Source organism: Crocosphaera chwakensis CCY0110 (genome assembly GCF_000169335.1).
Taxonomy (GTDB): Bacteria; Cyanobacteriota; Cyanobacteriia; order Cyanobacteriales; family Microcystaceae; genus Crocosphaera; species Crocosphaera chwakensis.
The window spans coordinates 48,788-61,227 of record NZ_AAXW01000013.1 but is presented as its reverse complement, the minus strand read 5'-3'; the positions used below and the strand labels follow the sequence as shown (position 1 = coordinate 61,227).

Annotated in this window: 11 protein-coding genes and 1 pseudogene; 5 read left to right on the top strand and 7 right to left on the bottom strand. The window is 37.9% G+C overall.

The genetic code is table 11. The annotated features are described in order from the left end of the window. Positions 1–7: 7 nt before the first annotated feature. The gene (locus CY0110_RS10300) at positions 8–838 is read right to left on the bottom strand and encodes a fatty acid desaturase (protein WP_008275355.1); all 831 of its coding nucleotides are present in this window, start codon (positions 836–838) and stop codon (positions 8–10) included. 177 nt (positions 839–1,015) lie between these two features. On the opposite strand from CY0110_RS10300, the pseudogene CY0110_RS31645 reads away from it, so the two are divergent. The 3 genes and pseudogenes from CY0110_RS31645 to CY0110_RS10290 form a co-directional block, all read left to right on the top strand. Beyond that, positions 1,016–1,174: pseudogene (locus tag CY0110_RS31645) on the top strand (IS701 family transposase); the annotation flags it as partial. Positions 1,175–1,345: 171 nt separating this feature from the next. Beyond that, positions 1,346–2,824, top strand: coding sequence for a family 10 glycosylhydrolase (locus CY0110_RS10295; protein ID WP_008275354.1), 1,479 nt, complete (start codon positions 1,346–1,348; stop codon positions 2,822–2,824). Between the two features lie 507 nt (positions 2,825–3,331). Next, positions 3,332–5,137, top strand: coding sequence for an ABC transporter ATP-binding protein (locus CY0110_RS10290; protein WP_008275353.1), 1,806 nt, complete (start codon positions 3,332–3,334; stop codon positions 5,135–5,137). A gap of 59 nt (positions 5,138–5,196) precedes the next feature. Here CY0110_RS10290 and CY0110_RS10285 read toward each other — a convergent pair whose 3' ends face one another. From CY0110_RS10285 to CY0110_RS29935, 3 genes are all read right to left on the bottom strand, one after another. Next, positions 5,197–5,943, bottom strand: a complete 747-nt coding sequence (locus tag CY0110_RS10285; protein WP_008275352.1) for a hypothetical protein — start codon at positions 5,941–5,943, stop codon at positions 5,197–5,199. A gap of 91 nt (positions 5,944–6,034) precedes the next feature. Then, on the bottom strand, positions 6,035–6,886 hold the full coding sequence (locus CY0110_RS10280; RefSeq protein WP_008275351.1) for a hypothetical protein: 852 nt from the start codon (positions 6,884–6,886) through the stop codon (positions 6,035–6,037). Positions 6,887–7,276: 390 nt separating this feature from the next. Next, positions 7,277–7,420, bottom strand: a complete 144-nt coding sequence (locus CY0110_RS29935) for a hypothetical protein (RefSeq protein WP_157464566.1) — start codon at positions 7,418–7,420, stop codon at positions 7,277–7,279. Positions 7,421–7,470: 50 nt separating this feature from the next. On the opposite strand from CY0110_RS29935, the gene gatA reads away from it, so the two are divergent. Then, positions 7,471–8,919 (top strand): Asp-tRNA(Asn)/Glu-tRNA(Gln) amidotransferase subunit GatA, encoded by a 1,449-nt coding sequence (gene gatA / locus CY0110_RS10275; protein WP_008275350.1) that lies wholly within the window; start codon positions 7,471–7,473, stop codon positions 8,917–8,919. A 108-nt stretch (positions 8,920–9,027) separates the two neighbouring features. Continuing rightward, a complete protein-coding gene (locus tag CY0110_RS10270; protein WP_008275349.1) occupies positions 9,028–9,921 on the top strand; it encodes an alpha/beta hydrolase in 894 nt (297 codons plus the stop codon). 9 nt (positions 9,922–9,930) lie between these two features. Here the strand turns inward: CY0110_RS10270 and CY0110_RS10265 are convergent, their stop codons facing one another. The 3 genes from CY0110_RS10265 to CY0110_RS10255 form a co-directional block, all read right to left on the bottom strand. Then, positions 9,931–10,302, bottom strand: a complete 372-nt coding sequence (locus CY0110_RS10265; protein ID WP_008275348.1) for a HepT-like ribonuclease domain-containing protein — start codon at positions 10,300–10,302, stop codon at positions 9,931–9,933. Further along, a complete protein-coding gene (locus tag CY0110_RS10260) occupies positions 10,299–10,598 on the bottom strand; it encodes a nucleotidyltransferase family protein (RefSeq protein WP_035799083.1) in 300 nt (99 codons plus the stop codon). The genes CY0110_RS10265 and CY0110_RS10260 overlap by 4 nt, the downstream gene beginning before the upstream one ends. 241 nt (positions 10,599–10,839) lie before the next feature. Continuing rightward, positions 10,840–12,339: an NADH-quinone oxidoreductase subunit M gene (locus CY0110_RS10255; protein WP_035799081.1), complete on the bottom strand. Its 1,500-nt coding sequence runs from the start codon at positions 12,337–12,339 to the stop codon at positions 10,840–10,842. Positions 12,340–12,440: the final 101 nt, after the last annotated feature.

Here is a 12,440-nt window from a genome sequence, read left to right as displayed (position 1 = left end):
GACGTTATTAATTTGTTGAAAAGCGTTGTGAAAGTTGCTGCTCAATTTTTGTCATTAAACTAAAAGGAAAACCAGCTTCTCGATACAAATGAGGTGGAATTTTATGTTTAATATTTTGGTGTAATTGAGGTAGCTGACTCCAATGTTTACCACATTGAAGGTGATGAGCCGTATGATAACCTAAATTACAGGTGAAAAAATTGTACCAGCGATCTGTAATATTATAGCTTGCTTGATAAGGATCTAACTGATCTAAACCTGCATGATGATAATAAGTTTCATAGACAACCATAAACAATAATATGATCATTGGTGCAACAAAAATAATCAATGTATTGAGCCAATTATTGGAGAATAATAAGCCTAAAATCAAAACAGTTAACACTATATTTTGAATCAATTTGTTACGAGATTTAGGATGCTGTTTTCCCACTTTCAAGGCTGTCGGATATGCCATGAAACCTACTTTAAAGGTATATTCTAAACGAGACATTAATCGACCTTGAGGGGTTTTCCAGGCAGATTCGTCTTTAGATTGATTTAAATAATTGAGATGATGACCAAGAGTATGATGTAGAACCCATGCTTCTCCGACAATTCCTGTTTGCAAACCCATTACCAGTTCAATGAAACGATTAGCCAAAGGCACAGTAAAGAAATTATAATGTTGATGATTATGATTCCAACTGCAAATCCATCCTTTAATATTGAGACTAACTATCATCCAAATAATCGGTAACAACGCTGAAGGGCTAAATAGAAAAACGACTAAATCTATCCCCAAAACTAGCAGAATTATGGTAATAGGATAATAATCAATTCTTTTTTTGACTAACATATTTTAGGTAAAGTAAGGGGATTTATCGAAGACTTATCCAATTTTACCGTACTATCCCTCTTTCATCACTCTAGAAGAGGTACAATGAAGAAAAAAGTCTGAAAGCAAGACAGGGAATATGTTTAAGTCTCGCTCTCCCAAATGACGGTAAAATGTGTTGATACTTACGGTTAACTCTACAGAGATTTATTTATAGAAGTGAGAGCCTATGAAGCCTTTAAATATCTTCATCTCGGAATAATAAGTGATATAAAAAGGGAGAGTTTACCAGAGATCGCCAAACCAATGGGATTAAAAAATGAGCAAGGATTATTACATTTTTAAACAGAGTCTCCCTAGAAAGCCGAAGAATTAGAAAAGAGAAGATTAGAGATTCTGTTAAATCTTTTATAAGAAAAAAAAATCGTAGTGATAATAGATGAAATAAGAAATTGAGCCGAACTTAATGAAAAAAATTTGTTAAGATAGAAAGCCATTCATCATAATGAAGCTAGAAAGTAAAAATAAATGAAAGGCCGATCGCTTTCTCAAAAATTAATCTATCCTATAATAGGATTATTAATCACCCTCAGTAACAGTATTTTCCCGTTATTCTCCATAAAAACAGCCACAGCAAGCAATTATTGTCAACTGTCTCCCCAAGCGATCGCCCAAAAAGAAAACCTCTTAGAAGCTGCTTTAAAAGGCGATCGCCAAGCCCAACAAACCTATCAAACTTTAATCCAAAAACACGCCTTAGAATTACGCCGTTGTCGTCAACAAACTTGGCCCCAAGAACAAGCTATCTGGTTACGATTATACCCTTGTGATGTACGTCCAGGTTCCATCGATGCAGTATTAGATCGTATTGTTAGTAAAGGGTATAACACCGTCTATATTGAAACCTTTGCCAATAGTCAGGTACTCCTACCACCAGCAGATAACCCCACCCCTTGGGATACCGTTGTCAGAACACCAGGGGCAGAAAACGTCGATTTATTAGACCAAATCATCAAAAAAGGACGGGAACGAGGCTTAAAAATGTATGCCTGGCTATTTACCCTTAATTTTGGTTACGCCTACGCCCAAAGAAGCGATCGCCAACAAGTTTTGGCTAGGAATGGCAAGGGACAAGATAGCACCACCTATGTTCACGATCAGTCTCAGGCGTTTGTTGATCCTTATAACCGTCAGGCTCAAACTGACTATTACAGGTTACTAGAAGCTGTCCTCAAACGGCGACCAGATGGAGTTTTATTTGACTATGTACGCTATCCTAGAGGAACTGGAACCCAGTCAGTAGCAGGAAAGGTCAAAGACTTGTGGATTTATAGTCCAGCATCTCTGCAAACATTGTATGATCGCGCAACGAATAATAAAGGTCGGGATCTCATCCATCGCTATGTCACCAAAGGCTATCTTACCGTTAACGATATCAAAGAAGTGGACCGATTGTATTCTAACGAAACCGTCCCTTTATGGCAAGGTCGAACCATACCAGACACCGCCTTCAATCAACCCTTAAATGTCCGATATCAACGCATAAAGGACGAAATCTGGTATTTAGTGGTTGCCCATGCAGCTCAAGGGGTAGTTAACTTTGTTTCCTTTGCAGAATCAATCGTTAAACGCTATGGTATTCAGTCTGGGGCTGTTTTCTTTCCTGATGGTAATCGATTGGTGGGAGAAAAGGGGTTTGACTCCCGTTTGCAAGCATGGGATCAGTTTTCTCCATCTCTAGAGTTTCATCCGATGGCTTATGGCTTGTGCAAAGATGCTAATTGTATTGTAGAACAGGTAAAACGAGTGTTTAAAATGGCTTCATCGCAAACAAAAATTACACCTGCGATCGCAGGATCTTGGGGAAAAGCTGAAGATAATCGTCCGGCGTTAGAAACCCAAATGAATGCCATTCGCACTGCATTTCCGCAACTTAAATCGATTAGTCATTTTGCTTTTTCTTGGCAAGAACCAGAATTTAATCAAACTCGAAGATCATGTAACTAAGGTTTAATTTAAAAATCAATTAAAATAATCAATTATCAACCGAAGAATTTATTAATCGATTTAATAATGATAAATTACCTCATAATTTTGATTTTGATGAGTCGATTGGAGAATTTAGAATCTTAGAACATCTACAACAAGGAAAAGATTCTATAGAGGGCATTTATTTTGTTGATTGAAGAGTATTTTAAACAAATTCATCAGTTGATTCAATTCTCTACAATAATTAAATCATTTTAAATAGAAGAAGATAAAAGAGGGCTTTACGAAGGTTTTGTCAAAAGAAAGATGAAAATACAAGACAATTCTTTACTTTATTTTTGAGAATTCGTGTATGTTGAAATTGCTATGGATAGAAAAATGTATAGTTATCAATACATGGATAAGCAGAATAATTGAATTTTTCGCTATGATAATGCAGAACATCACCAAAAACTTAACTTTCCTACGTTGAATAAATTTATTTTTTATTCACAAACAGTTGCTTGAAATTTAGAATTAAAAATTATGTCTAAAAGAAAAAATTATCATAATAATGAACATCCTATGCAACGGCTTTTTGAATATGCAAAAGCCTATCGTCCCCTTATTTGGAAAGCTATCGCTTGTTCTATTATTAACAAAATCTTTGATTTAGCTCCCCCAGTATTAATTGGTGCTGCGGTTGATGTCGTAGTACAACAACAAGATTCTTTAATTGCACAATTAGGGTTTAAAGATGTTTTTGTGCAATTATTAATTTTAACTTTTTTATCCATTATTATCTGGGGATTAGAATCTTTATTCCAATATATGTATGAAAGATTATGGCGTAATTTAGCTCAAAATATTCAACACGATTTAAGACTTCATGCTTATGGACATTTACAAGAGTTAGAATTAGCCTATTTTGAAGAAAGAAACACAGGACTACTTTTATCGATTTTAAACGATGATATTAATCAATTAGAGCGTTTTTTAGATATCGGTGCCAATGAAATATTACAGGTAATTACCACCGTTATTATTATCGGTGCAGCCTTTTTTATTGTCACCCCAGGAACCGCTTGGATGGCTATGTTACCCATCCCCTTTATTTTATGGGGTTCTATTAAGTTTCAAAAATTATTAGCCCCTCGTTATGCCAACGTTAGGGAAAAAGTAAGTTTATTGAATAGTCGTTTATCTAATAATATAAGCGGAATTACCACCATTAAAAGTTTTACAACAGAGGCTTATGAGTTAGAAAGATTACGGCAAGATAGTCAAGCCTATCGTAGAAGTAATCAAAAAGCGATCGCTTTTAGTGCAGCCTTTGTTCCGTTAATACGAATTGTTATCTTAGCTGGATTTACTGCTATTTTATTATACGGTGGCATGGAAGCCGTTGAGGGTAAATTAGCTGTCGGAACTTATAGCGTTTTAGTGTTTATGACCCAACGGTTACTATGGCCATTAACCAGATTAGGACAAACCTTAGACCTGTATCAACGGTCAATGGCTTCGACAAATCGGGTAATGAACTTACTAGATACACCTATAACTATTCATACAGGAACCGTCGCTTTACCTAGAGAAACCATAAAAGGAAAAATTAAACTTGAAAACGTTACTTTTGCTTATCAAGAAGGTCATCCCATTCTGAAAAATCTCTATATAGAAATTCCAGCCGGTCATCGTATTGGTGTGGTGGGTTCTACTGGCTCAGGAAAAAGTACCTTGGTAAAATTATTACTCAGATTATACGAAATTGATCACGGCCAAATTACCTTAGACGATATCAATATTCAGGACATTTTTTTAGGTGATTTACGCAAAGCAATCGGGTTAGTCAGTCAAGATGTGTTTCTTTTTCATGGAACCGTAAAAGAAAATATTGCCTATGGAAATCCTAACGCTACAGATGCTGAAATTAGAGAAGCAGCCAAATTAGCAGAAGCCCATGAATTTATTGAAAACTTATATCAAGGATACGATACGATTGTTGGAGAAAGGGGTCAGAAATTATCCGGGGGACAACGCCAAAGAATTGCTATTGCTAGAGCAATTTTAAAAGATCCACCGATTTTGATTTTAGACGAAGCCACCTCAGCCGTCGACAACGAAACCGAAGCAGCGATCGCCCGTTCCTTAGACAAAATTACCGCCCAAAGAACTACTATTGCGATCGCCCATCGTTTATCTACCATTCGTCATTCAGACTGTATTTATGTTATGGAATTTGGAAAAATTGTCGAACAAGGAACCCATGAACAACTATTAGAAAAACAAGGCATTTATGCAGGGTTATGGCAAGTACAAACAGGGGGAAATAATCTTATCAGTGAACAATAAAACAGTCCCCTGTAAAAAGGGGACTTTAGGAGAATCTAAATTAAGATTCTTAGTTGAATCTACTGCACCTTATTTCTTTCATTTCTTTTGTCTACAATCACTACATCTGCATCAGAGTGAATTTCCTTGTGTTTGGTTTCTGTCGTGGCCACTTCCGAGTTTGGCTCAACCGCTTCGACTCGCTCTGTCTTCGACGCACCCGTGGTTGCATCCAGATCCTGAGCAGCATAGATGTCAAACTCTTCGACAGGGTGATCGTGCATGATTGATGTAACTTGCTCAAGCTGTTCGTCTGTACCACTGACCATTATTAGGTGATCCCCAGCCTTAATGCGGTCTTCATAAACTTTGGCTTTTTCTTCAGGAATACCTAAACCCACCAAAGCACCAATAATTCCGCCTGTTGCAGCACCAATTCCTGCACCTGCAGCAGTGGACGCGAGCGCGGGAATTTCAACCCCCGCAGCCAAAAGCGGACCAATACCAGGAATGCTTAACACACCAACCCCGACTAAAAAGCCACCCACAGCACCGAGGACTGTTCCAGAGGTTGCACCCGCAGCAGCTCCTTCTTTTGCCTCGTTTCCATGCTTTTCGGTAACTTCTTTTGCACCTTCGATCTCATCAATATCGCGGGTAATCAAAGAAACGCGATTCATATCATAGCCAGAATCTTTGATGGCCTTAAGCACAGTTTCAAGGTCTTCCCGATTTTTATAAACGCCGACAGCCCGTTTGTAACGAGTATCGGTTTGGTTGACGATGTTGGTATGTTCTTCGCGAATAACTTTCTTTTGCTGTATCATATTTTCTCCTTATTTGTGTTTGGACAACTGATTAAACGTGACTTTTAATAAAAGTCTTTTTCTCATTGTGTTTAGCCTAAAAAACACTTAATTAATCTTCCACTGCCGAAGGAAAGACTTCTTCTGCGACAATAACAGGTCTATCGGTATATCTTGCTTCAAACTCGGCTGCTTCTTCTTCATCTAAACCTAAGTTGTATTCCTGTTCTAAAACAGCCAGATCAAAATCCCTTAATCGACCAGTAACTGTCACAGTTTCTCCTTCTTGTAGAGCAGTATTTTCTGCATCTAAAGCTCGGTCAACCCCGATAACCAGTAGTCCCCTATCATCAATCCAACCTTCTTCATATAGTGCAAAAGTATTGGAGGAAAGAATACTACCCACATCTCCTTCTACCGCAATCACTTGATCGTAGAAGGGTTGAGCATCTCCTTCGGCTAACTGTTCAGGAGTTGGTGCAAGGGCAATGGATTCAGCGACAATGGCAGGCTCGGTTTCGTAGTCTACAAACAGATCATTATCAAGCTCCAAACCATAATCAACTTCCACATCAGCAATGACAAATTCTACAACTTCTCCTGTCACTTGAATGGGAGTATCATCGCCAGGGAGGGTAGCCGGTTGTCCAGGGGAGTTGATCACAAGGACATCTGTGCCATCTTCTGCTTGTACCACAAAGGCTTGGTCGCTGATTTCTTCTTTAACCGGAGCGCGAATTGTCACCTCTTGTCCAACAAGGATTTCCTCACCTCCTGCCCCTGTCGCTCCTTCTAAATCATCCGTTGCGAGGTCTTCGGTGGTGACATTGGTTCTTCCTTCTTCAATTTCATCGGCAGTCTGGCAACCAGGAAGAAGTAATGTTGTTACACCCAGTGCAATCCCACCGAGGTAGAGTCCTGCTTTTTTTGGTAAGTAAAAGCTATACTTATTTAAGTTTGACATCACTAATAAATACTTATTCTCGACAAAAAACTAAACTTAAATGTGTTTTATAAAGTACTTCAAAAAACGCATATTTCCTTCTTAAATACTACTTTGGATTTGTAGTAAATATAATCTACCTCAAGAAGTATTTTCTAAATAAATCAGCAATTTTCTGCCTTGAAAAATAAAGAAATCGGCTCTAGCGAACCTAGGATGTAGTTTTAGTATGTAGGTTGGTAGAGGAATATCGTGAGCGAGAGTCGAAGGGAACGAAACCCAACTCATACTAGATCCGCTTTAGATAGTATAGTATTAACTTTCGGAGCAGGGAGCAGGGAGTGGGGAGAAAAAACGTTACTCTACTAAAATAAGTGGATTTGGTATCATAACATCTTGATTATCATTAATTTATCCAATATCGTCGGGCCAAACATTAAAAGCTATTTTAGAGGCAGAGGGCAATTTAGAAGCATTGCTAACATCGACTCCATTACTTGCGATCGCCAACGGCCAATATGATAATCTTAAGTTCGGCAAAATGGTAATATTCATAGATGGTGGGCGTGTAACGCATCCCCTCCCTTCATTGACAAGAGTAGACTATGACATCTATCCGAGAACTCCATCAACAATTAGTTAACAAAGAACGATCGGCCGTTGAAATTACCATAGAAGCGTTAGAAAGAATCAACGCAGTCGACTCCAAAGTCAAAAGTTTCTTACAAGTTACTGCCGATCACGCCCTAGAAACCGCCAAAAAAGTCGATGAGAAAATCGCGAAAAATGAGGAAATTGGCCTGTTAGCCGGTATCCCTATCGGTATTAAAGATAATCTGTGTACCACAGGCATCAAAACCACCTGCGGATCGAAAATTTTAGCTAATTTTGTCCCTCCCTATGAATCGACTGTCACCCAAAAATTAAAAGACGCAGGGGCGGTTATGGTAGGCAAAACCAACCTCGATGAGTTTGCTATGGGGAGTTCTACCGAAAACTCTGGTTATCATGTCACCGCTAACCCTTGGGATCTCTCTAGGGTTCCAGGGGGATCATCTGGAGGATCAGCGGCCGCTGTAGCAGCCTCAGAATGCGTTGTCGCCTTGGGATCTGATACAGGGGGTTCGATCCGTCAACCGGCTTCTTTATGTGGCGTAGTGGGGCTAAAACCCACCTATGGGCTAGTTTCTCGTTTTGGTTTGGTGGCTTATGCCTCTTCTTTAGATCAAATTGGTCCCTTTGCCCGTAACGTTGAAGATGCAGCTATCTTATTAGGGGCGATCGCAGGTTACGATTCTAAAGATTCCACCAGCATTAACACCCCCATCCCCGACTATACCCAATTCCTCAAACCTTCGTTAGACGGGTTAACCATCGGTGTGATCGAAGAAACCTTTGGGGAAGGATTAGATCCCGTTGTCTCTAAAACCGTCAAAGCAGCGATCGATCATCTTAAAACGTTAGGGGCAAAAGTTGTCAATGTTTCCTGTCCCCGTTTCCGTTACGGTTTGCCAGCTTATTATATTATCGCCCCTTCAGAAGCTTCCTCTAATTTAGCCCGTTACGATGCAGTAAAATACGGCATCCGCGAAGAAGCAGACACCCTAATCGATATGTACACCAAAACCCGCGCCGTTGGTTTTGGGAATGAGGTTAAACGACGGATTATGATCGGAACTTATACCCTATCAGCTGGTTATTATGACGCTTATTATCTCAAAGCACAAAAAGTTCGCACCTTAATTAAGCAAGATTTTGATGCAGGGTTTGAAAAAGTTGATGTCTTAGTTTGTCCCACCTCCCCCACCACAGCGTTTAAAGCAGGGGAAAAAACATCTGACCCTTTGAGTATGTATCTCTCCGATTTAACTACTATTCCCGTTAATTTAGCCGGTTTACCGGGGATGAGTATTCCTTGCGGTTTCGATGACAACAACTTACCCATTGGTCTACAATTAATCGGTAATGTTCTCGAAGAAGGGAAACTGTTTCAGGTAGCTTATGCCTACGAACAGTCTACGGATTGGCATAATCAATTACCTCCGTTACAGTAGGGAGAATGATAATAGTAATAATTGTTAAATTCTTATCATGCTTTGAAAATAGCATCATTAACAATTTTATTGCTACATTAAGACGCAAAACTTGAGGATGATTCCTAGATGATGATTAATCTTCTATTGAAAGGATTACTAAATAGTGTTGGTGTGGGAGTAATAGCTTATCTGGTTGTTTGTTCAGCCTTGATAATGGGTCAAAATCGGCTCATTTATAAACCTACCTTGACTCTGAACATGACTCCTGGTGATTTAGGAATGTCTTACGAAGATATCTGGTTATCAGTGATGACTCCTCAAGGCAAAATAGAACAAGTTCACGGTTGGTGGATGAACCCTAATTCTTATCCAGAAAAAGTCTTATTGTATTTACATGGAATTGGTGGAAATATTAGCCATAATTTAGGGACAATTCAAACCTTTTACAATCAAGGCTATTCTGTTTTTATCATTGATTATCGGGGTTATGGCCTCAGTAAAGGTCAATTTCCTACCGAATCAGAAATATACCGAGATTCTCAAGTTGCCTGGGCTTATTTAACCCAAGAACGTAAAATTAAACCACAAAATATCTTTATCTATGGTCATTCTTTGGGTGGCGCAGTTGCCATTGATTTAGGCATTCGTAAACCCCATGCAGCCGGTATTATTGTAGAAAATACCTTCACTTCTATGATGGATATGGTTGACCATTCAGGGTTTATTTATAAACTATTTCCCACTAAATTATTGTTACATCAACGCTTTGATTCTTTAGCTAAATTATCCTTATTAAAACTGCCTTTGTTGTTGATTCATGGAACCAGCGATCGCAAAGTTCCTTACACCATGAGTGAAACCCTATATGAAGCTGCGAGAGTTCCTAAAAAACTGCTTTTAGTTCCCGATGCAGGTCATCTCAATGTTAGTGCGATCGCTCCTAAAAAATATATTAATATTGTACAAGAATTTGAACAATTAGTAAATCGAAATCAAAGACAGTTAGCCTTAGAATTTTAATGAAAACATTTATTCATTTTCATTATTTTCATTATTTTCCATAAGTTCAGTCAGTAATGGCTCAATCATGGATAACAAAATAGGTAAATCATTCTTAATTGTCTCCCAAAGGATATCTAATTTAATTGCAAAATATTGATGGGTCACTTTATCTCTCATTTTAGCAATATCTTTCCAAGGGATTTGAGGGTTGGCTTCTCTAAGACTTGAGGGAAGTTTTTTCACTGCTTCTCCTATAATTTGAATCGCTCTAGTTACAGCAAAAATTGTCTTTTTGTCCTGACAAAATTCTTCAAAATTTAATCCTTCTACAAATTCAATGGCTAATTCTATTCCTTCTTTTATATCTCTTAAATAGTCTTCGCTGTATCGTTTAATCATATATAAATAACTTCCGAGAGAATCTGTTGACCAATTTTTGGTTTCAGACTATCCTTGATTACTAAATCAACATTAATCCCTAATAGTTCACTAAGATAGTTTTCTAAATGACAAAAAGTTAATAACCCGAAACGATATTCGGGTTCAAATTCGATAAGCAAATCTAAATCGCTATTCGGTTTAGCTTCTCCTCTAACATAGGAGCCAAAAATTCCCAATTCTTTAACATGGTATTGTTGTTTTAAATCAGCTTTTTGTGCTTGTAAGCAAGTTTTGAAAGTTTGTAGTTTGTTCATCGGCTTTTGTTTGTTCGTAATCATTAAAATTGTAACCTGTATTTTCAAAAATGGATGTAATTGATCACTAAATAAAAAGATAGCATAATCTTAATATTATAGGGTGAGTAAATATTAAATAAAAAGTTTGCTATAATAAACTATGCTATATCTTAATAACATAATATCACACATATGTGTTAGAAAAAAAAGGAAGATATCTTGATGGGAATATCTTCCCCAAATAACAAAAAAACTCAGTTTAAGAAACCCCTTTATTAAAGTTAACTGTTGCCTCCATTTGAGATTGTCCTGTTAACAATAAACCCGCTTGGGGTTCGCTCCATTGCACCATCCAACTAGGTTGAATACCTAAAATGACGATTAAAAGAGCTAAAACGAAAGCAGGAAACCGTTCAGACCATAAAACCTTTGGTATTTGGGATAATTCTTCAGTTAAGCGACCAAAGAAAACTTTATTAACCATCAACAAGAAATAAACCGCCGTCAAGCCACTACCCACTAAACAAAGTAAGGTTTGTATCGGGAAAATAGGGAAACTCCCCCGAAATACCAAAAATTCAGCAATAAAGCCCACCATTCCAGGAATACCAGCACTGGCCATTACCCCTAAAATAATTAAACTCCCCGTAATGGGTAAACCGCGCTGAGGGTTCAATAAACCCCGTAAAAAGTCAACATCTCGGCTTCCTGTCTTCTTATAAACCACCCCAACCAACAGGAATAACATAGCAGAAATTAAACCATGACTAACCATTTGAAACGTTGCTGCGGTGATGCTTAAGCGAGTCGTCGCAGCAGCAGCTAATAAAATGTAAGCCATGTGAGCAATAGAAGAGTAAGCGACAACCTTCTTCATATCCTTCTGCACAATGGCACAGGAAGCCCCATATAATGCGCTAATGGCTGCTAACGTTGCCAACCAGGGAGCCAGATAAACCCAAGCATCCAAAAATAAACCCACACCGAAGCGCAACAGTCCATAAGTACCTAACTTCAGCAAAACCCCGGCTAATAATACAGAAACAGGGGTAGATGCTTCTACGTGAGCATCTGGTAACCAAGTATGAAAAGGAAAAATCGGTATTTTGATGGCTAACCCAATGAGTAGCGGAGCCAGTAGTAATAATTGAGTTGATAGGGGTAAATTATGGCTACGTAAAGGCTCATAGTCAAACGTAGATGCTCCTGATAGCCACACTAAGCCCAAAAATGACGCTAAAACTAAAATTCCTGAAACGGCGGTGTATAATAGAAATTTCATGGCAGCGTAACCTCGTTTTCCACCTCCCCAAATAGCAATGAGAAAATAAAGCGGAATAATTTCTAATTCATAAAAGAGGAAAAATAAGAGAACATCCTGAGCTAAAAATGCTCCTGATACCCCACTATTTAAAACTAAAATGAGAGCGTAATAAAATCGGGATCTTTCAATATTTTTATCACTAGAATAAATAGCAATTAACGTTAATAAACTATTCAGAAAAACTAAAGGAAAAGATAAACCATCAACTCCTAAATGATAATTTAAACCGATGCCTGTAATCCAAGGAATAAACTCATTGAATTGAATATTAGGGTTATTCAGATCAAACTGAAACCCTATCAATAAGGTTAAACCTAATAAAATGCTGGTAAAAATAAGAGCTAAAGATCGATAAAAGCCCCGATCTTGTTTACCTGGTAAACTGGCAATTATAATGGCTCCTAGTAACGGTATAACAATTAAAGCACTAAGCATCATTAATTTTGGGTTCTCCTAGATAAAAAATCAAATTCAAGTCAGTCATTTGCAAATTTTTTTAGTCTTCCGTAGAGATAATTAATAACATATCTCTACTA